Origin of the sequence: Niallia oryzisoli (assembly GCF_043641075.1) — a bacterium.
GTDB classification, from domain to species: domain Bacteria; phylum Bacillota; class Bacilli; order Bacillales; family Cytobacillaceae; genus Bacillus_BD; species Bacillus_BD oryzisoli_A.
Window position 1 is genome coordinate 1,860,323 of record NZ_JBHZRC010000001.1, and the last position, 21,209, is coordinate 1,881,531.

Annotated in this window: 18 protein-coding genes and 4 tRNA genes; 8 read left to right on the forward strand and 14 right to left on the reverse strand. The window is 38.0% G+C overall.

Annotated features, from left to right (window positions below; genetic code table 11):
• Positions 1 to 76: 76 nt before the first annotated feature.
• From ACHUFV_RS09390 to queG, 5 genes are all read right to left on the reverse strand, one after another.
• On the reverse strand, positions 77 to 1,972 hold the full coding sequence (locus tag ACHUFV_RS09390) for a PrkA family serine protein kinase (RefSeq protein ID WP_394233306.1): 1,896 nt from the start codon (positions 1,970 to 1,972) through the stop codon (positions 77 to 79).
• 664 nt (positions 1,973 to 2,636) lie between these two features.
• Positions 2,637 to 3,386 (reverse strand): oxygen-insensitive NADPH nitroreductase, encoded by a 750-nt coding sequence (gene nfsA / locus ACHUFV_RS09395; RefSeq protein WP_394233307.1) that lies wholly within the window; start codon positions 3,384 to 3,386, stop codon positions 2,637 to 2,639.
• A 160-nt stretch (positions 3,387 to 3,546) separates the two neighbouring features.
• Entirely contained in the window at positions 3,547 to 4,020 is a 474-nt protein-coding gene (gene trmL, locus ACHUFV_RS09400) for a tRNA (uridine(34)/cytosine(34)/5-carboxymethylaminomethyluridine(34)-2'-O)-methyltransferase TrmL (protein WP_394233308.1), read from the reverse strand.
• A gap of 66 nt (positions 4,021 to 4,086) precedes the next feature.
• Positions 4,087 to 4,980: an amidase domain-containing protein gene (locus ACHUFV_RS09405; protein ID WP_394233309.1), complete on the reverse strand. Its 894-nt coding sequence runs from the start codon at positions 4,978 to 4,980 to the stop codon at positions 4,087 to 4,089.
• A 112-nt stretch (positions 4,981 to 5,092) separates the two neighbouring features.
• A complete protein-coding gene (gene queG / locus ACHUFV_RS09410; protein WP_394233310.1) occupies positions 5,093 to 6,214 on the reverse strand; it encodes a tRNA epoxyqueuosine(34) reductase QueG in 1,122 nt (373 codons plus the stop codon).
• A gap of 196 nt (positions 6,215 to 6,410) precedes the next feature.
• Here queG and ACHUFV_RS09415 point away from each other — a divergent pair, with 196 nt between their 5' ends.
• Positions 6,411 to 7,076, forward strand: coding sequence for a B3/B4 domain-containing protein (locus ACHUFV_RS09415; RefSeq protein WP_394233311.1), 666 nt, complete (start codon positions 6,411 to 6,413; stop codon positions 7,074 to 7,076).
• A gap of 127 nt (positions 7,077 to 7,203) precedes the next feature.
• Here the strand turns inward: ACHUFV_RS09415 and ACHUFV_RS09420 are convergent.
• Positions 7,204 to 7,274: transfer RNA gene (locus ACHUFV_RS09420), tRNA-Gly, on the reverse strand.
• A gap of 248 nt (positions 7,275 to 7,522) precedes the next feature.
• Between ACHUFV_RS09420 and ACHUFV_RS09425 the strand changes: the two genes are divergently transcribed.
• The 5 genes from ACHUFV_RS09425 (at position 7,523) to ACHUFV_RS09445 (ending at position 13,065) form a co-directional block, all read left to right on the forward strand.
• Positions 7,523 to 8,617, forward strand: coding sequence for a hypothetical protein (locus tag ACHUFV_RS09425; RefSeq protein ID WP_394233312.1), 1,095 nt, complete (start codon positions 7,523 to 7,525; stop codon positions 8,615 to 8,617).
• A 98-nt stretch (positions 8,618 to 8,715) separates the two neighbouring features.
• Positions 8,716 to 9,834 (forward strand): glycosyltransferase family 4 protein, encoded by a 1,119-nt coding sequence (locus ACHUFV_RS09430; RefSeq protein WP_394233313.1) that lies wholly within the window; start codon positions 8,716 to 8,718, stop codon positions 9,832 to 9,834.
• A complete protein-coding gene (locus ACHUFV_RS09435) occupies positions 9,827 to 10,606 on the forward strand; it encodes a HipA family kinase (RefSeq protein ID WP_394233314.1) in 780 nt (259 codons plus the stop codon). The genes ACHUFV_RS09430 and ACHUFV_RS09435 overlap by 8 nt, the downstream gene beginning before the upstream one ends.
• A 244-nt stretch (positions 10,607 to 10,850) precedes the next feature.
• The gene (gene galU, locus ACHUFV_RS09440; protein WP_394233315.1) at positions 10,851 to 11,750 is read left to right on the forward strand and encodes a UTP--glucose-1-phosphate uridylyltransferase GalU; all 900 of its coding nucleotides are present in this window, start codon (positions 10,851 to 10,853) and stop codon (positions 11,748 to 11,750) included.
• 1 nt (position 11,751) lies between these two features.
• On the forward strand, positions 11,752 to 13,065 hold the full coding sequence (locus ACHUFV_RS09445; RefSeq protein WP_394233316.1) for a UDP-glucose dehydrogenase family protein: 1,314 nt from the start codon (positions 11,752 to 11,754) through the stop codon (positions 13,063 to 13,065).
• Between the two features lie 73 nt (positions 13,066 to 13,138).
• On the opposite strand, the gene ACHUFV_RS09450 is transcribed toward ACHUFV_RS09445, so the two are convergent.
• From ACHUFV_RS09450 to garR, 3 genes are all read right to left on the reverse strand, one after another.
• Positions 13,139 to 14,458, reverse strand: coding sequence for a gluconate:H+ symporter (locus ACHUFV_RS09450; protein WP_394233317.1), 1,320 nt, complete (start codon positions 14,456 to 14,458; stop codon positions 13,139 to 13,141).
• A gap of 183 nt (positions 14,459 to 14,641) precedes the next feature.
• Complete coding sequence (locus ACHUFV_RS09455) at positions 14,642 to 16,078, reverse strand: four-carbon acid sugar kinase family protein (RefSeq protein ID WP_394233318.1); 1,437 nt, start codon at positions 16,076 to 16,078, stop codon at positions 14,642 to 14,644.
• 3 nt (positions 16,079 to 16,081) lie between these two features.
• Positions 16,082 to 16,975, reverse strand: a complete 894-nt coding sequence (garR, locus tag ACHUFV_RS09460) for a 2-hydroxy-3-oxopropionate reductase (RefSeq protein WP_394233319.1) — start codon at positions 16,973 to 16,975, stop codon at positions 16,082 to 16,084.
• A 253-nt stretch (positions 16,976 to 17,228) separates the two neighbouring features.
• Between garR and ACHUFV_RS09465 the strand changes: the two genes are divergently transcribed.
• A complete protein-coding gene (locus ACHUFV_RS09465) occupies positions 17,229 to 17,852 on the forward strand; it encodes a GntR family transcriptional regulator (protein ID WP_394233460.1) in 624 nt (207 codons plus the stop codon).
• A 63-nt stretch (positions 17,853 to 17,915) separates the two neighbouring features.
• Here the strand turns inward: ACHUFV_RS09465 and ACHUFV_RS09470 are convergent, their stop codons facing one another.
• Positions 17,916 to 18,551 (reverse strand): class II fructose-bisphosphate aldolase, encoded by a 636-nt coding sequence (locus tag ACHUFV_RS09470; RefSeq protein ID WP_394233320.1) that lies wholly within the window; start codon positions 18,549 to 18,551, stop codon positions 17,916 to 17,918.
• An 8-nt stretch (positions 18,552 to 18,559) separates the two neighbouring features.
• Positions 18,560 to 18,751: a class II fructose-bisphosphate aldolase gene (locus ACHUFV_RS09475; protein WP_394233321.1), complete on the reverse strand. Its 192-nt coding sequence runs from the start codon at positions 18,749 to 18,751 to the stop codon at positions 18,560 to 18,562.
• Between the two features lie 308 nt (positions 18,752 to 19,059).
• Here ACHUFV_RS09475 and ahpF point away from each other — a divergent pair, with 308 nt between their 5' ends.
• On the forward strand, positions 19,060 to 20,586 hold the full coding sequence (gene ahpF / locus ACHUFV_RS09480; protein ID WP_394233323.1) for an alkyl hydroperoxide reductase subunit F: 1,527 nt from the start codon (positions 19,060 to 19,062) through the stop codon (positions 20,584 to 20,586).
• Positions 20,587 to 20,871: 285 nt separating this feature from the next.
• On the opposite strand, the gene ACHUFV_RS09485 is transcribed toward ahpF, so the two are convergent.
• The 3 genes from ACHUFV_RS09485 to ACHUFV_RS09495 form a co-directional block, all read right to left on the reverse strand.
• A tRNA-Leu gene (locus ACHUFV_RS09485) sits at positions 20,872 to 20,953 on the reverse strand.
• 20 nt (positions 20,954 to 20,973) lie between these two features.
• A tRNA-Cys gene (locus ACHUFV_RS09490) sits at positions 20,974 to 21,047 on the reverse strand.
• Positions 21,048 to 21,056: 9 nt separating this feature from the next.
• Positions 21,057 to 21,131: transfer RNA gene (locus ACHUFV_RS09495), tRNA-Gly, on the reverse strand.
• Between the last annotated feature and the right edge of the window lie 78 nt (positions 21,132 to 21,209).

Consider the following 21,209-nt stretch of genomic DNA (forward strand, 5'->3'; position numbering starts at 1 on the left):
ACGGAGGCCCATATGTACATAAAAAGGCTACCCGTCATAGAAACGGATAGCCTTTCAGCAATTATATATGGTCCTATTAACGATTTAATAAGCTGCCGACATAGCGCAGTAATTCATTAGCAGAAGTAGAATTATAACCATGTTCATCAATTAGACGTGCAACCACTTCATTTACCTTTTTCAGCTGCTGCTCATCCGGCGTTTTCGTAGATGTCGTAATTTTCACTACATCCTTTAAATCAGCAAATAGCTTTTTCTGAATAGCCTCACGCAGGCGGTCATGTGAGTTATAATCAAATCGTTTCCCTTTACGTGCATAGGCTGAAATTCTAATTAATATCTCCTCACGGAAAGCTTTTTTAGCATTTTCAGAAATTCCAATCTGTTCCTCAATCGAACGCATTAGTTTTTCATCTGGATTAATTTCCTCACCTGTGAGCGGGTCACGAAGCTTGATTTTATTGCAGTAGGCCTCGACATTATCTAAATAGTTATCCATCAATGTTTTCGCAGATTCCTCATAGGAATAAACAAATGCCTTTTGTACCTCTTTTTTCGCAATATCATCATATTCTTTTCGTGCAAGTGAGATATAATTTAAATAGCGTTCACGTAATTCCGCTGTAATGGATGGATGCTGATCCAAGCCTTCCTTCAAGGAACGGAGTACATCCAATGCATTGATGCTTGTCATTTCTTTACGGATGATCGTGGAGGAAATCCTGTTGATGACATAACGAGGGTCAATACCGCTCATTCCTTCATCTACATATTCCTTTTTCAGCTCCTCTACATCCGCTCGATTATAGCCTTCGACATTTTCTCCATCATAAAGGCGCATTTTCTTCACTAAATCAATATCACCTTTTTTAGGTTCCTTTAATCTAGTTAGAATCGTAAACATTGCCGCTACCTTCAATGTATGTGGGGCAATGTGTACATCAGACACATCGCTTTCGCGGATCATTTTTTCATAGATTTTCTCTTCTTCCGTCACTTTTAAATTGTACGGAATTGGCATCACAATAATCCTAGAATGTAGTGCTTCATTTTTCTTATTTGAAATAAAGGAACGATATTCCGTTTCATTGGTATGAGCCACAATTAATTCATCAGCACTTATGAGTGCAAACCTTCCTGCTTTGAAATTCCCCTCCTGCGTTAGTGATAATAAATGCCAGAGGAATTTTTCATCACATTTTAGCATTTCCTGGAACTCCATCATACCACGGTTTGCTTTATTTAATTCACCGTCAAATCGATATGCCCGTGGGTCAGACTCCGAACCATACTCCGCAATCGTTGAAAAGTCAATACTTCCTGTTAAATCTGCAATGTCCTGCGATTTTGGATCAGATGGACTAAATGTACCAATTCCAACCCGACGGTCCTCTGAGAAAAATACTCTTTCAACCATTACATCTTCGATTCGTCCATCATACTCCTGCTCCAAGCGCATTAAATTTAGTGGTGAAAGATTCCCTTCAATTCGAATTCCATATTCATCGTAAAAATCCTTACGTAAATGATGCGGAATTAGATGAAGCGGATCTTCATGCATTGGGCAGCCCTTGATACCATAGACAGCTCCCCTGTCAGATAATGAATATCCCTCTAAACCTCTTTTTAGCATCGTTACTAAAGTAGATTTACCGCCGCTAACAGGACCCATTAACAGTAAAATCCGTTTCCTAACATCCAGCCGCTTAGCTGAAGGATGGAAATATTCTTCTACTAATCTTTCTAATGCTTCTTCTAAACCGAACAGCTGGTTTGAGAAAAACTTATATCGTTTATGACCATTGACTTCTTCTACACCAGAATCCTTAATCATATTGTAGACCCTTGAATGAGCAGACTGTGCCACCCATGGCTTTTCTTTAATAATCTCTAAGTATTCTCCGAATGTACCTTCCCATTTAAGCATTTCCTCTTCTTTACGATATAGCTCAATCTTTTTTAATATATCCATATGGACCTCCCCTGTCGCATTATCCCAGTTTACTGGCCAAAAGAATTTCTGCCTGTAATAGTCCGAGCTAGTACCAACCACCAAATGTAACACGTATGATTTGACACTATCATCACTAAAGGAAAGCACCCTGCAGCGATGAAAGTTTCACTTTATTCCAAGCTGATTAATACAATGTATGCTTAGTTTAGAGCCAACATGCCTAAAAAGGAGAATCAACTTGGCCTAGAAAGAAAAGGTATAGTTCTTTATTTATGCTAGAAATGAAAAATAATGATTACTATATCAAATTCTTCTAAAAGAATTTTACAAAATCATTCTGATCGATTTTACCTGCCACTTTAAATACTAATTATTTCATTAGTTAAAAATTTTCTAACATTGCATTCACAGACTTTTTAGAATAAGCTATAATGAAACTGTCTATTTATATTATGATTTTCATAACTTATAGAAGGAGGCCTACATACCAATGGGGATGATCCTTGTTCTTGGCGTAATGGTAACTTTCCTCGCTGCCATCTTTACAGCAGGCTATAACGACAAACCGAAAATTACTAAGTAATAATGAAATGTCCAAGGCTCCTTATCGGCTGGACCAAAAGCTGATCGTTTCTTGAGCTAGACTTCTAAAAAAGAAAAGGCCGCAATTTGCGGCCTTTTCTCATTTTAGATTTAATCCATGTTTTTTTATAAATTCATGCATATACATTCTTGACTTACCACTAAGCATTCCTATCATCTGGCCAGTCCAGGTATCGTCCCGTTTTCCTTTCGTACGTTCATTGTAATAACGAGAAATTTCCTTATTATATTCCCCGAGCTGCTGCTTGTAGACCTCTTCATCCTGCTCATATTCATTCTCATGGTAAATATGTGCTAATGGAAGTCTTGGCTTTTTATCCGTTAATTGTTCTGGATATCCTACTGCCATACCAAACAGCGGTATCACTCTTTTCGGTGTGTTTAAAAGCTCGCATACTTCATCAAGGTGATTTCGAACTCCTCCAATATAGCAGATACCTAAGCCAAGTGACTCAGCAGCAATGGCTGCATTTTGTGCAGCTAATGCTGTATCAATTAACATCACCATAAACTTTTCTGTACTCTCTAATGAATCCATAACTTCTTTATTCTCCATGCTGCCGGCAATTTCAAGACGATGGAGATCACCGCAAAAAACAAAGAAATGACCATTCTTCTCTACATAGCTCTGATTACCGGCAAGCTCCGCCAATCTCCTCTTCTTATCCGGGTCTGTAATGCCAATAATAGAGTAAGCCTGAATATAGCTTGATGTTGACGCTGCCTGCGCACTTGCAACAATCAATTCAATTTGCTCTTTAGTTAGGGGTTTGTCCTGAAGTCGACGTATCGAGCGGTGAGCCAGCAGGGTTTCAATAATTTGATTCATAATAACCATCCTTTATATTGTATTGATACTCTTATGATAACGAAATTAACTAATAAATTAAAATAATACCGACAGAATTTTTTAAAAACAAACTTGGTTAGCGAACCATGCTAATAAAGCAGTCAAAATGAAAAAGGAACCCGTCTTAGGTTCCTTTTACTTATTTCAAATGGATATAGTCCTGCTGTCGCAATGCTTCATACACAAGAATAGCTGCTGTATTAGAAAGATTTAAGGAGCGCACGTTATCAGTCATTGGAACTCTTAATGTACGCTCACGATTATTTTCAATAATATCATCTGGAAGACCGTTCGTCTCTCTTCCAAAAATAAAATAATAATCCTTTTCCTTGTCACTATAATCAAAGGAGGAATGGGGCTTTTTGCCATACTTCGTTAAAAATAAGAACTCACCGCCTGTATTCTGCACAAAAAACTCCTCTATCGAATCATAATAAACAATTGTAACAAACTCCCAATAATCCAATCCGGCACGTTTAAGCATCTTATCATCAGTAGAAAAACCAAGAGGACGGATTAAATGTAAAGTCGTATCTGTAGCCGCACAAGTACGTGCTATATTCCCTGTATTTGCAGGAATTTCTGGTTGGAATAAAACTACATGCAATGCCAATATTTTCACCTCTAAAATAAACTCTATTTCATATTATACCACTCTCCATTAAGGAGACAAGACGGGTCAAGCTTTAATCCCTTTATCATCAATAATAGTTAAAAACTTATAGTTAATATTTGGCGTATACGCGGTTGAATCTTCGTATGCCCAATAACGCATACGACTATTAAAGGTATGAGCATTCACAAGCGGCATCCCTTCAGCATCCCGTCCAGTTACGATTGTCGTATGATTAAACCTTCCATCCCCTTCAAAGTCATAGCAGATGACATCACCTAATAATAGTTCATCAGGACTTGATACTTCCCTGGCTCTTAAGCCGATTTTAGAATTAGGCAAATACCACCTTAATGAATTGGCAACAGTCCAGCTGTAGCTCCAATTCTGATTCTGCATCCACCAGCCATTGCCTCGTCCTGGGTAACCCCTCATTGGTGCACCACCTGCATGCAAGCATTGAGAAATATAATTCGTGCAGTCTACATCAAATTTTTCATAGGCCGGATTAAACTCATTCCACCATCTTTCAGCATATTGAACCGCCCTTAGACGATCATATTGATAGACTATTCTATCTTCACGTTCATCCATCTCGATAACGGGTACAGCATCAATATTTACTTCATTTGATTGAAATGGATTCAACTCCTCATCATAAATAAGTGCCCCTTTATAGAATTGTGCTTGTCTTTTTTCAACCTCTTCTTCCAAATAGAGCCGCTTTTTTTGCTTAATTAGATAGCGAAAATGCACTTGATACTGAACGTTTTCTACTTCATCTTCTGTCCTGATCTCATTAATCATCCCTTTTGCATTCACTTTCATCATTTCAGCCATTCGACGGTTTAATGAGACTCTTTTCCGCTCAATTTTTTCACATATTCCATTCAAATTCCTTTTACTTGTCACGCATTGCTGAACCCGCTCTTGAAGCAATTCATATAACTGCTGCCGCATACCCTTCACCCCTTTCTCTTTATGTATATGAAAGGAGTTTGATATCTTGAATAAAGAATAATGTATGAGAGTCGAGTAAATATCTAATAAAAAAAGGAGGTTATCCCTCCTTCTAGCTTAGAGCCTTATAAATTCCCTGTCTCACAGCCTCGTCAGTCTCTTTCTCCAAGGCTTTTTCCAGGGCAGGTCTTGAGCCTTTACCGTCAATCTTTCCAATTGCCCAGGCAGCAGTTTCACGCATCATAGGTCGCTGATCATGTAACAGGATATCAATTAAATCTTCAAGAGCTGTTTTATCCTTAAAATGTGCAAGTGCAATAATGGCATTCCGTTGAATCGGATTTTTCCCCCGCCACGCACCAGAAACATGCCCAAAGGCTTCTTTAAATTGACGATTGCTCAAGCCTAGAAGTGGTTGTAAGAGAGGCTTTGCAATATCCGGCTCTGCTTCTACCTCCTCATGGTGGTGAAAATCCTTTCCTTTATTAACGGGGCAGGCTGTTTGGCATGAATCACAGCCATAAAGACGATTCCCTATTCTTTCGCGAAACTCCTCTGGTATCGTTTCTTTTGTCTGCGTTAAAAAAGAAATACATCGTTGGGCATTAATTTGCCCCCCTGTTACGAGTGCTCCAGTCGGGCACGCTTCGATGCATTTATTACAGGTACCGCATTGATCTTCCATTGGTGTATCTGGTTCAAACGGAATATTTGTTATCATCTCACCCAAATAGACATATGAGCCAAATTCAGGCGTAATAATCGCACAATTTTTACCGCTCCAACCGATGCCAGCACGCTCCGCAACAGCTCTGTCCACTAATTCGCCAGTATCAACCATTGATTTAAGCTGTGCTTTCGGCACATTTTTGAGAATAAATTCCTCAAGCTTCTTTAACCGATCTCTTAATACGATATGATAATCAAGGCCCCAGGAGGCACGTGAAAAAATCCCTCGCCTCTCTCCTTCTTTACTCACGACTCGATTTCTCATTTTGGAAGGATAGGCCACAGCTATTGAAATCATTGAGTGCGCACCAGACATTAGAAGCCCTGGATTTGTTCTCTTATCAATATCCTTTTCTTCAAAGCCTGATTGAAAGTTTAATTCCCTCTGCCGTACGAGCCGGTTTTTTAATTCATTAAAAGGAGAAGCGGTTGTAAATCCAATTTTATCAATCCCAATCGTTTTACTGTATTCAATAATTTCTTCTTTTAATTGAGAGTAATTCAATCTAAGCCCTCCTCCCATTTTATTATATTTTACAATAAAGCTCTGTTAATCTTAGTTGTTGATTTCCGTTCAAGAAACTTCAATCAACCTGCTAACATAGATAAAAATCATAATGTTCTTTAACATAGCTCAAAATTAATAAGAATAATGCTATTCTATGATAAACTATTTTACGAAGAATTTGGAGGTGGAAACTATGGAAATGGCAATTGCCACAGATTTAAAAGACCTTATCCCGCATTTCAAAATTGGATTTATCCAATATCAGGATATTTGTGTTAGTGAATCACCACAAATGGTAAAGGGGCGGCTGCAGCTCTTTCAAGAATCACTTTTTTTTGAATTTGAAGACAAGAAAGTAACAGATTTTCCAGGAATTCAGGAATGGAGACAGATCTTTAAAAAAACAGGTAAGGACCCTAATCGTTACCGTCATTCTGCCGAAGCCTTATATAGGCGTGTGCAAAAACAAAACTATCTGACGCCTATTAATAGTGCAATCGACTTAAATAATTTCTTCTCATTACAATATCAGATTCCCATTGGAGCATATGACAGTAATAAACTGAATGGACCTATTTCCATTAGACTAGGACATGAGGAAGAAGAATATCTTGGCTTAAACGGCAGGATGAATTCCTTGCATCGATTAATCCTATCTGCTGATAACGAATCAGCCTTTGGCAGCCCATTCGTTGATTCAGAGAAAACAGCTGTTACGGAAGCGACAAAAAATGCCATTCAAATAGTTTACCTTCAACCATCACTTGAAACAGAAAAGGCTGAAAAAATGACTGCTTCATTAGCCAATATGTTTACTCAGATACATGGCGGCACTGCAGAATGGAAAGTATCGGAATAAAAGCCTTAAGGGACTTCAACGATGAAGTCCCTTTTTAGTGCATGCGGCATTTTTATGCATATTAAAAACGCAATACTTCGTTCTCTTTTGGAAACGAAATACTGCGTTGTTATCATGTAATATAGAGAGCGGGTGATGGGAATCGAACCCACGACAACAGCTTGGAAGGCTGTAGTTTTACCACTAAACTACACCCGCGTGGCATCAACAAAGATTATATTAACAAACAATTCATGATAATGCAACAAGAAAATTAAAAAAATAATAAGATAATGATGAATTTTGTCGATTCTCGTCAGAAAACAGCGTTTTTTTTAACGAATACTTTACATTAGAAAGGGTACATTTTTTATTTATTAGGTACATACCCTTCCACTTCTCCATGTAAATGACTACATATATAAGAGGATGTATTTCAAGTCTATCCAGGAAGCGGGAGGAAGTAAATGGATAAAAATGAATTTGAGAAGTATGTCGATAAAATAAAGGTTACGAATTTGGAAAACGAAGACGTTGAAGTCATTAATTATTCCCCTTTAGAATTGATGGGGAAAGGACGTCAGGGGGCCGTTTTTAAATATTCAGATGATATTTGTATAAAGGTATTTGGAAATGAAGAAGATTGTGAGCGTGAATATTATGCTCTATCTTTAGGACAAAATACCAATCTATTTCCAAAGGTTTATGGAAAGGGTCCTTTATATATCGCAATGGAAATTATCTATGGTGTGGATCTACGCGAATACTTGCAATCACAGCCATTAACAGAAGAGCTTTCCTTGAAGTTAATTGATATGTTAATCACCTTCAAAGAAATTGGTTATGAACGGATAGACCATCATAAAAGACAGATTTTCATTTTACCTGAAGGAAATCTAAAGGTAATCGATGTAGCAAGGACTGTTTGGCGTGATCGTGTTTATCCATATCCTCGGAAATTACTAACATCGTTAGGACAGGAAAATAAAGAGATCTTTTTATCTCATGTACAAGCACTTCATCCAGAGCTATATTCAGAATGGACGCATTACATTGAAATGGAAGAACAATCACGGCAAATTTGTCAAAAAATAATGACTGAATCCACAGATAAAGAGCCTCTAAAAGAGAAAAGTAAAAAGCTATTGACAACAAATGAAGAAAAACTATATGCCAGTCAATTAGAAAGCTTAGTACACAAAGTATTTAAAGAAGAATGGGTTAAAGCAATGCTGGTACAAGGTTATGATCCGGATAAAGTTATGGATGCTATTGAACAGCATATGGAAAATTTAACCTCAAAAGTAAAAGAAAAACAAACAGAAAGTAAAGATTCTAGCACCGAAGAAACCGTACAAGATGTTAAGAGTAAGAACAATAAAAAAAGCCGATATTCTGATAAAGATGAATTATTTGGATACCGGGATAAAGATAGATCTTCAGAACATGACCGATTCTATGGATTTAGAAATGAAAGATATCGTACGTATCCCATCAAAGAAAAAGAAGACACAGGTAAAGGTAAAAACTATGGAAGAAAAGGCAAAAAATATCGGCGTTAGTTATTTCATTAACACTTTCATTACAGGTGAAATAAAATGATATGGCTACTTGAAAGAAAATGAGGAGGTTCCCTAAAATTTAGTGAGGAGTGACCTTTATGAAAGTACTAATTATCTGGCGGCTGCTCACTGTTGGTGGAGTGAATGCCGGATGGAGAAATCGCGCAATCTATTTCAAAAAACATGGCATAGATACTGAATTCTTATATACAACTGACCATGGAGGACTTCATATTATGGAGGATGTTGCTCCAGTCTATTTGACAAAGGACAAGAAGGAAATTGTAAAAATTATTAAACAAGGTTCCTATGATGCAATTATTGTTGTAGATACAGCTGCTGCTTATAAGTGGATCCAAAAGGCAAACTATCAAGGTCCTGTCTTAATCGAGGCCCGTACACCCGAGCTAATCAAACTAATACCCCACTTGAAATCCTTTGAAGGAATAAATCCATTAACAATCATTGTACCATCACATTATCAAAAACGATTAGTTTCCATATTAACGGATTCCATCCCACGTAATGTTATTTACAATGGTGTGGATACATCTTTCTTCCGACCATTACCTGCTGAAGAAGTGGATGTTAAAAGCAAGCCAACGCTGACTGACGGCAAAAAAGTAATTGGATGGATTGGTAGATTAGATAAACGGAAAAATTGGCCAATGCTAGTCGAGATTGCCAAACAGATAAAAAATGAACGTAGTGATATTGAATTTTGGGTAATAGGCGGAGCACAAAGCATTCAACGCGAGGAATTTGCAAAAACCTGGGAGGAGGAGCAGCTTTCCGATATTATCAAGTGGTTCCCTGTCATTCCTTATCAGCAGATGCCTCATGTTTATGCAAAAATTCGCTCATCAGGTGGATGCACGTTAGCAACAACGAGGTCAGAATCCTTCGGAAACACCTTTATTGAATCAATGGTTTGCGGTGTGCCGGTTGTTGCCTCTAATATGATGCCTGTCACAGAGCTGGTTATTCATGGAGAAACCGGTCTTCTCTTTCGAGGACAAAATGTGCAGGATGCGATTAAACAAATCTATACTATTGTAGATAGCCCCCAACTACATCAAAGATTGTCCAATACGGCCATACAGCACACTCAGGAAAAGTTTGATATCCAAGTAGTGGCTGATCAATATATCAATCTATTGAAAAGTTTAGTACCGGTCAATCATAAGAGTATTGGCGAGGTGGATAACCATGATTGAACCAATTGCCTATCAGAAACAATTAGAGGGTAAATCCAATGCCCATTTAATTTCATTTAGTGATGGAAAGGATTATGTCGTTAAATATTTTCAACAGGGGTTCGAAAAAACATTACCTAATGAATGGATCTCTTATTGCCTGGCACGTTACCTTGGTTTGCCTATCCCATTTGCACGAATAATAGACATTCCGCAAAGCTTCTCTTCACAAATACCTGAACTGGCAGCAATGAACCACACCCCCCATCAATTTGCACTAACCTATATTCCTGATTGTTTAGATGGACACCAAGTTCTCAGAATACCCGAGATAACCAATTCAAATGAGCTGGCAAGTATCATTGTATTTGATTATTGGCTATATAACAGCGACAGAACGCGAAAAAATATCCTATTACAGGGTGAATCGGAAAATGCGTTCCGATTGTGGGCTATTGACCACGCAGAAGTATTCGGAACCTATAACTGGCAGCAGGATGAGCTTGAAAATCTGCCGACTGGCTTAATTAAAAGTGCTACGCATCAAATCATGGCTTCTTTTATTCCAGATGAGAAACAATTATTTGAACAAATAAATATTATCCAAACCATTCCAACCTTTTTAATTGAAGAGATTGTGTCCATGATCCCTGACGAATGGATGGTTTCAAAAGAAGAAAAAAAAGCAATGGTCAATTCATTGCTCGTTCGTCGAAAAAAAATCCTCCCAGACCTCATTCAAAAATTTGTTGATAAAATATATAGACCAATGCAGAATAATAATCCTTCATAAAAAGTGATGTATACTCAGGGTTTTCGATGGTTATTTTGCTATTAGAAAACCCTCTACTTCATAATCGCTTCAATTGTTACAACAAAAAGTACAGCTCGGGACTATATCTTGTTTACCATTTTTCGGACAAGTCCTCTCGTAAATCTAGATATCTTTCAAAATTTAGCATGATAGGCTACTAACGTGACCGGTACTTGTCTGAATGCATATAAAGGAATAAGGAATATAGAAATGGGGGCAGCTTATGAAAATTAAAAAAGCGATTATTCCAGCTGCTGGTCTTGGAACTCGTTTTTTACCGGCCACAAAGGCTCAGCCTAAAGAAATGCTGCCGATTGTTGATAAGCCTACTATTCAATATATCGTAGAAGAGGCGGTGGCTTCAGGAATAGAAGAAATTGTTATCATCATCGGCAGAGGAAAAAGATCCATCGAGGATCATTTTGATAAATCCTATGAGCTTGAAGATGCCTTATTAAAGAAAAAGCAGCTTGCTAGATTAGAAGAAGTACAAAAAATTTCAAACCTGGCTAATATTTATTATGTCCGCCAAAAAGAAGCAAAAGGCCTAGGCCATGCCATTTTATGCGCAAAAAGCTTTATTGGTGATGAGCCCTTCGCCGTATTGCTTGGCGATGATATAGTCAAGTCTGAAACACCGTGTTTAAAGCAAATGATTAATGTATTTGAATACTGTAACAGCTCATGTATTGCTGTCCAGGAAGTACCGGAAAACCAAGTTCATAAATATGGCATTATTAAGCCAAAGGGGACAAATATTGATCCAAATCTCTTCTACATTGATTCATTAGTAGAAAAACCTCAAAGAGAAGCTGCACCCTCCAATTATGCGATTATGGGAAGATATGTATTAAGACCTGAAATCTTTGATATCTTGTCAAAGCTGCCAATCGGATATAATAATGAGCTGCAGCTAACAGATGCCATTAATGAACTGAATAAACAACAGGCTGTATTAGCCTATAACTTCGAAGGTTCACGCTATGATGTTGGTGATAAAATCGGGTTTATTAAAGCAACATTGGATTTCGCTTTACAGCGTGATGACATTAAGGAAGAAGTTCTTTCCTATTTAAAAATGATTGCTGAAAAAGAGAATATGCTAAAGAAAGAGACTGATTGAAATGAAAATAGCCGTTTTGGGTACTGGTTATGTCGGTCTGTCAACTGGTGTTTGTTTATCGGAAATTGGCCATCATGTTATGTGCATCGATATTGATGAACAAAAAATTAACAAGCTCCGTCAAGGAATTTCCCCTATATATGAACCTGGACTGGAGAGTCTGCTTTCAAAAAACAATGCCGCGGGAACACTGCAATTTACGACCTCCCATCAAGAAGGAATAAAAAACGCAGAAATCATCATCATTGCCGTAGGAACACCACAGGGGGATGATGGTTCTGCTGACTTATCCTTTCTGGTGCAAGCTGCAAAAGACATTTCACCCCTTCTCAAACATGATGCCATAGTCGTGATCAAAAGTACCGTTCCGGTTGGTACAAATGATCTTGTCAAAAGCATAATTAGTAGTCATACAAACACCCCTTTTAAAATGGTTTCTAACCCTGAATTTTTAAGACAGGGTTCGGCTATAAAGGATACCATGAAGGCTGATCGAATTATCATCGGTGCTGAAGATAGTGCAGCCGCCTTGAAAATAAAAGAAATGTATCGTCCATTAAACGTTCCTATCCTTATGACCAATGTTAGAAGCGCAGAAATGATAAAATATGCTTCTAATGCATTTTTAGCAACTAAGATAAGCTTTATTAACGAAGTAGCGAATTTATGTGAAGCCGTAGGTGCAAATATTATCGATGTAGCTAATGGAATGGGGAAGGATAAACGTATCGGAGAAGCTTTTCTACAAGCGGGTATCGGATATGGCGGCTCCTGCTTTCCAAAGGATGTGAAAGCCTTGCTTCATACAGCAGGCTTACATGGAGTCAATTTTTCCCTATTAAAAGAAACAATTGCCATCAATGATGCACAGCAAAAGCTACTATTCACAAAAGCCCGCATCAGACTAAATCAACTAAAAGATAAAAAAATTGCTATGCTCGGCCTTTCATTTAAGCCTGAAACAGATGATATGAGAGAAGCTCCTTCCATCAAAATCGCCCGTCTATTGAGTCAAGAGAAAGCAAAGGTTGTTGCTTATGACCCGGTAGCGAAGGAAAATGCGAGGAGAATTTTAGGAGACACGATTGAATATGCTCGTTCAGTGGGTGAGGCAGTCGAAAATGCAGATGCAGTCTTTATTGTGACTGAGTGGAGTGAATTTAAGCAATTGGATTTGTCAGAAGTCACAAAACAAATGAAGCAGCCGATTATTTTTGACGGCAGAAATTGCTTTAATGAGGATCAAATTAGAGCGTGTTCAAAGATTGAATATTACCCTGTTGGAAAGCCGTCTATTGTGATTGGGTTAGAATAGAATTTAACTAATCATATAGTTATAAAAGCGAATCGTTCAATAAGAACGGTTCGCTTTTTTTATTGATAAAGTATTAAATAAACATATCAAGTATCAATACACCAGCAAGTCCAACTAGGGAAATAATCGTTACCATGATGGACCATGTTTTAATCGTTTTTCCAATTGTAAGATTAAAATATTCTTTATAAATCCAGAAACCAGCATCATTAACATGTGAAAAGGTAACGCTTCCAGCACCGGCCGCTAAAACCATTAGCTCTGGACTTGCACCAGTAGCTGCTACAAGAGGTGCAGCAATCCCTGCTGCTGTCATCCCTGCTACTGTTGCAGAACCGACTGCGATCCTTAGAATTGCAGCAATCAACCAGGTAAGTAACAACGGCGAAAGAGACGAGCCTGCCATGATATCGGAAATATATTTATCAATATGGCTGTCAATTAGTACTTGTTTGAACGCACCACCAGCCGCAATGATTAATAGTATCATTGCAATTCCACTTACAGCCTCACTAAGAGAATTCATAATTTCCGGCATTTTTTTACCAAGATTTAAACCAAAGGTAAAAATAGCTACTAAAACTGAAATGACAAGAGCCACATTCGCATTACCAATAAAATTAGTCACCGACGCAATTGCTGATTCAGGAGCAAATATTTCTACAATTGCCTGTATGGCGATTAAAATGACAGGTAAAAGAGCAGTTAAAAGACTGATTCCGAACTTTGGCAGTTCTTCTTCTTTAAACTCCTTAGGATTAAATAGGCCTTTTGGAATTTCAATTTCCAATGCTTCTTTCTTAAAAATCTTTGTATATACTGGACCCGCAAGAATAAATGCAGGAATAGCAATGATGATTCCTAAGATCATTGTTAAACCAATATTTGCACCAAACACATCTGCAACTGCAGTTGGACCCGGGTGCGGAGGTACAAATCCGTGCATCGTAATTAGAGCAGCAATTACCGGCATCCCGATATATAGTACGGGTACTCCAGCTGCTGTAGCAATTGTAAACACTAATGGAATTAAAACAACAACCCCAGTTTCAAAGAATAAAGCAATTCCAACAACAGCAGCAGTGATAACTGCAGCCAGTTGAATTCTTTTTTCTCCAAATGCTTTTATCAATGTTGTCGCGATACGCTGTGCACCGCCAGAATCGGTCATTAACTTACCTAGTATAGCACCAAAAATAATGATCATCGTAAGATGGCCAAGTGTTCCGCCTAAACCAGCTTCAACTGAATCAATTGCCTCAATGGGTGTCATTCCTTCTAGAATTCCTACCACTAAAGCAACGAGAATTAATGATACGAAAGCGTTTAATTTAAATCCCATCATTAACACTAACAATATAGCAACGCCTATTGTGACTGAGATAATTGGCATAGTAATCCTCTTCCTCTTTTAATATAAATAGAATAGATGATACGGCTAACCCCTATTGGTGTCTGACTCCAATAAAGAAATTTTCATCTTGAAGCTAGGTAATGTCCATGCTGTAAATTTTCTTTGAGCTCAAGACACCCTCAAAGGGTTAGCCGTTTTTCCCCAGATATGACGAAATCGTGTTTATTTCTTGCTTAACATTTCAACTACTTCTCTTAAATCTGTCTTTGTTCCTACATTCCCTGGAAAAATCACATAGGCCATACCAGGAAATTTGCTTTCAGTTCCAGTGGTCCAAACTGGAATTCCGGGTCTGACTTGTCCTGCTACTGTTGCTCTTTGAACTTCTAGTCCCTTTGTTCCGATATCGCTTGATGTAATTCCACCTTTGGCGATAATAAAGTTTGGTTTTACCTCTAATCTCTGCACGATGCTTGTTACAGCATCAGAAATTTGAACGGATAACTTTAATTCTTCTTCCTTCTTATTTTCGCCAAGGTCAAGTCTTTCACGTCTTGTATAAACTGCTACGTTCTTGCCTTCGCAAATCAAACCATTCGTTTCTTGAACAACTCTATCAAGTTCATGTTCGAACGCTTGAGGGTCTAATACGAGATGTACATTAAACTCAATAAACTCAAGGGCATCGGATTTTTTCAGTTCTTCTAATTGTTCTGTTGTTTTTTTAACGTGTGACCCAACAATGACTAAACCACCATGATTGGAATCTTCACTTACAAGCTCTTCTCTTGTTAATAATGCCTTGTCCGTAACACCGCCAATTACTTTCGTAAGTGCTGCTGCGCTTCGGAACATAAAGTTCTTTCCTTTATTCATAGCCCTAACTAAAGCAATGACAAATATTTTCACATCCACATAGTCCACTGCGTTCACAATGACTTTATTAAAGTTTTCCACTTCTAGTAATTGTTGTTCAATTGTTTCAATATCAAGGTTACGCAGACTTTCAAGTGTGATGTATGTCATGTCCGCTGCTTTATATTCACCCTGTGATTTTTCTTCTGCATATTCCCCCAAGTGGGATCTTGTATATCCAAACGTACGGTCCTTAGCAAATTCAGTCTCACCTGCAGGAACTAAATACTCATCCATTTGTACATAATGTACATTATCAATTGTGAAGCGGCCCCCTTCTTTAAAGAAAGGAATAATGACTTCACCGTCAAACCTATTATTTGAGCTTGCTTCAACTGTTTCCTTCAAAACCTTAGTTTCAAGTGGATAGTGTCCTCTTAAGGTAGAATCCCCACGGCTGATGATAGTGAAATCCTGATTGTTTTTCTTAGCTACTCTCACGATATTGGCTGCTATTTCCTGGTGTGCCTTTTCTGTCTCATCAGTAGTAAACCCGCGGGAGTTTGTCAAAATAAAAAACATGGAGTTTTCCTCAGCAAATCCTTTCTCAAGACTGTCCTCAGACCAATCAGTATATACGGAAATACCATGAACAGTTTGGACTCCTGTTGGGTCATCATCAAGTACAATAATCTTTTTATTAAGAGCCTGAAGCTGTTTTTCAATCAATTGATCTACTTCACTTATTTCCACAGGCTTTATATGACTAAATGCTTCTTCAATTAATCTTTTATTTTCATTCATCGCTTAGGCCTTCTTTACTTCAACATTCGCTAGTTTTTCATAATATTGAACAATGCCGCCATGATCATCCATAATTTTCCCATCAGCCTTTAGTGCATGGAAAATTTCAAGAAGATGACTTGATAATGGAAGCGGAACATCAATATCATGTGCGGTATCCATAACATTCGTAATATCCTTCATATTGATTGCCATTGTACCGCCTGGAACAAAGTTTCTTTCCAAAATTAGTGGTACCTTCGCATCAAGAACAGCACTTCCAGCAAGTCCGCCTCTAATAGCTTCATACATTTTTTCAATATTGATTCCTGCCTTTGCCGCTAATACTAATGCTTCAGACATTGCAGCAATGTTAAGGTTTACAATAATTTGATTGGCTAATTTTGCTGTAACACCGCAGCCGCTGTCACCAACTAATGTAACGGCCTTCCCCATATCATATAGCACAGGCTTCGCACTTTCGAAAAACTCTTCCTTACCGCCAACCATAATGGCCAATGTTCCGTTGATGGCTCCTGGCTCTCCTCCGCTTACAGGTGCATCTAAGAATCCAACGCCCTTTTTCGCTGCTTCTTCAGCTAGTTGTTTTGAAACGGTTGGTGTGATTGAACTCATATCAATAATGATAGAACCCTCTTTTGCACCTGCTAAAATACCATTTTCATCTAAAACAACGCTTTGTACATGCTTTGATGCAGGTAGCATTGTAATGATTATTTCACTATTTTCAGCTACTTCCTTAGCCGTTTGAGCAGCTGTTGCACCGGCTTCTACCAATGTCTTTACTGCTTCCTGATTTAGGTCAGTAACCGTTAATATATGCCCAGCCTTAATAAGATTTAATGACATAGGTTTCCCCATAATTCCTAGTCCGATAAAGCCTATTTTTCTTGCCATGTTGTTTCCCCCTAGCTAGTTAAATAGATTAATGTTTTAAGAGTTGGACCGCCTTAGAAAGCTATCCAATATTTTATAATTTCTGTAAGCAATCGCTTACAACTTGTTTACAAAAATTATTGTATACTAATTTTTATTTTTTGTATACATTTTTTCGTATTTTTGTATACATTTTTTATTATTTTGTACTCGGGTGTATTTTTTCTGTTTATTTGGTACTATATAGATTAGGATGAATATTGAGGTGAATTTTGTGCTTGAAAGTAATGGCTCCCGTCCAGCTTACCATCAATGCTATGAAGTCCTTAGGGATCGAATATTAACAGGTGAAATTCCGGGCGGTACAAAAATTGTAGAAGAAAAGCTTGCAGCTGAATTAGGTGTAAGCAGAACCCCCATACGGGAATCTATACGGAAATTAGAAAATGAAGGATTAATCGTAAAGAAAAAAGTCGTTAAGCCAACTGAAAAGGATTTACGCAATATGTTCCAGGTTCGGATTCTCCTTGAAGGGTATTCGGCAAAATGTGCTGCCACCTTCTTAAAAGATAAAGAAATAGAGAAGCTCTATGAATATGTTAAGATTGGAAAAACTGGAACAAAAGAAGAAATCATGAATGCTAACGAGCGTTTCCATAATGACATTGTAAGTGCCAGCAATAACCCCGTTATGATCGATATTATTGATCGAATGCAGGCCATAATTTATCTATTTAGAAAAACAGTTGTTATTTATAATCGCCCTCATTTGATCGAAGAGCATGAAGAAATTTATCATGCTATTCTTGCGAGGGATGGTGAAACAGCAGAATCACTGATGAAAAAGCATTTGGAGACTGATTTAAACTTTTACCTTCATGTCATTAGTAACCAATAATTACGTTAAATTTTTATAAAAAAAATGCACAGGAGATTTCATAAGAAGTCGCCTGTGCATTTTTTATTTTCCAGATAATAAACGAACGAATTTTGTCATTACTGGCTCCATTGCCAACTGCATTTCTGACATGATAGTAGAAAGATGTGCCATTTGCTTTTTCTCAATAGATTTCATTAAAAAAGAAACAGCAGCCATCGAAACCTCTGTATTTACATTTACTTTGCATATTCCCAACTGTATAGCTTTCTTTAAAATGTCTTCCGGCGTTCCAGATCCTCCATGAAGTACTAGAGGGATATTAACTGCTGTACGAATTTCATCTAAAAGCGCAAGGTCAATCTTTGCTTCACCTTGATACATTCCGTGAACAGTCCCAATAGCGGCTGCCAAAAAGTCAACGCCTGTAGCAGCAACAAATTCTTTAGCTGATTGCGGGTCTGTCAATGTTCCATTCCCTTCTTCCTCATCCGAGAATGCCCCCCTAGCGACAGATCCAATCTCAGCTTCGACTGAGACTCCCGCCATATGTGCAATTTCTACAATCTCTTTTGTATAGGCTATATTTTCCTCAAGTTCAAATTTTGAACCATCATACATAACAGATGTAAAACCGCATCGAATCGCACGAATAATGGATTCTTTTTCATAAGCATGGTCCAAATGAAGGGCAACTGGAATGTGTGCTTTATCGGCCATTGCTTTAACTAATGCAGCAAACCCTTCAACGCTACTGTAGAAAAGTATCTTTCACCTAAAGCAATAATGACAGGCTGACCTTCCTTTTCTGCAGCCGTAATTGCAGCTTGAACTGTTTCTAAGTTATAAACGTTAAATGCTGCCACTGCATATTTATTCTTTTGAGCATTATGTAAAATTTCTTTAGTATTCACTAGCATTTTTATTAGCTCCTTTAATTGATAAGATTGCGCTAGAATAATTGTATACAATTTTTTATTTTTTGTATACATTTTATTTTTTAACATACATAATCAATTTTAACGAAAATTGAGTTGTAGCTTTACAAAACCGAATTTTAAATTATAATAAATTTAATTTAATAATTATTATAAATAAAACCTCTAGTCTATTGACTAATTAATGAAACAACTGAGAAAGAAACTCAATTTGTTCACACTCATTCAAATATTGTACGCCATTAAAATAGTATAATAAGGTTATTAACAAATAAAGGAGGACTATATTCATGATATTAGATGGAGAAATCAAAACACAATTATCTCAATATCTTCAGCTTATGGAAGGTGAAGTACATATTAAAGTAAGTGTAGGAGCGGATGATGTTTCACGGGATATGACAGCGTTAGCAGATGAACTAGCGGCTATGTCTACAAATATAAAGGTAGAGAAAGCAGAATTAGAAAGAACACCTAGTTTTAGTGTGAATCGCCCTGGTGAAGACACTGGAATCACATTTGCCGGCATCCCGCTTGGTCATGAGTTTACTTCATTAGTATTAGCCCTGCTGCAAGTGAGCGGCAGAGCCCCAAAAGTGGATCAGAAGGTCATTGATCAAATAAAAGCAATCAAGGGTGAATATCATTTTGAAACCTATGCCAGCTTAAGCTGCCATAATTGTCCTGATGTTGTTCAAGCCCTTAACGTGATGAGTCTCCTTAATCCAAGCATCACTCATACGATGATTGATGGTGCTGTATATAGAGAGGAAGTCGAAGCAAAGGATATTATGGCTGTACCTACTGTACATTTAAATGGGGAATTCTTTAACAGTGGCCGTATGTCACTGGAAGAAATTCTTGTAAAGCTTGGCAGCGGACCAGATGCTTCGGAGTTTGCGAATAAAGAACCTTATGATGTTCTCATTGTCGGGGGCGGACCTGCAGGCGCGAGTGCTGCCATTTATTCAGCACGTAAAGGAATCCGTACTGGGATTGTTGCAGACCGTTTTGGAGGACAAGTATTAGATACAGTAGGAATTGAAAACCTAATAACAGTAAACTACACAGAAGGCCCAAAACTAGCAGCTACTTTAGAAGAACATGTGAAACAGTATAATGTGGATATTATGAATTTACAGCGTGCTAAAGGTTTAGAAAAGAAAGACTTTATTGAAGTTGAGTTAGAAAATGGCGCAGTTCTTAAAAGCAAAACAGTTATCCTTTCTACAGGTGCCCGCTGGCGTACTGCCGATGTACCTGGAGAAGCAGAGTACAGAAATAAAGGGGTTGCTTATTGTGCACACTGTGATGGTCCATTGTTTGCTGGGAAACATGTTGTCGTTATTGGGGGCGGAAATTCCGGGGTTGAAGCAGCGATTGATTTAGCAGGTATCGTTAAGCACGTTACTCTACTGGCTAGATCTGAAGTGAAAGCAGACCCTGTACTGCAGGATCGCGTGCGTAGTCTTCCTAATGTGACGATTATCGAGCAAGCCCAAATTAAAGAAATCACCGGTGAGGACAAAGTAAATGGTGCTACCTACATCGACCGTAAGACTGGTGAAGAACATCATATTGAGCTACAAGGAGTATTTGTTCAAATTGGTACGATACCAAATACTGAATGGCTCCGTGGTACCGTTGAACTTAATCGTATGGGTGAAGTGATTGTAGATAAATCTGGTTCAACGAATATTCCTGGTGTATATGCAGCAGGAGATTGTACAGATACTAAATTTAAACAAATCATTATTTCAATGGGATCAGGGGCAACAGCCGCCTTGGGAGCCTTTGAATATTTGATTAGAAACTAATTTTAGAGGCCACTCTTCATTTATTATAGAATAGATGAAGAGTGGCTTATTTCATTATTATTTGTTGCCAAAAGGTGCAATGATTCCTTGGTACCCAAAATAAATAATCAAGCAACAAGGATGTCCCATACAGTCATGCCTAAAAAAATCATACTGCTATAGATTAAAAACATCTCCGTTAGATCAATACAAATTGAACTTTTTAATTCCATAAAAAAACACTCTTATTGTTGTTGTGTCAACATTAAGAGTGTTTTATATTCTGATATATGTAATATCTAAGGATACCGGTGGTCGGGGTCGAACCGACACTCCAGAAGGAACACGATTTTGAGTCGTGCGCGTCTGCCAATTCCGCCACACCGGCCTAATTTATGATGATAAAAATGGAGGCGGCAACCGGATTCGAACCGGTGGTAAAGGTTTTGCAGACCTCTGCCTTACCACTTGGCTATGCCGCCAAAAATAAATGGAGCGGAAGACGGGATTCGAACCCGCGACCCCCACCTTGGCAAGGTGGTGTTCTACCACTGAACTACTTCCGCGAAATGGCTGGGCTAGCTGGATTCGAACCAACGAATGACGGAGTCAAAGTCCGTTGCCTTACCGCTTGGCTATAGCCC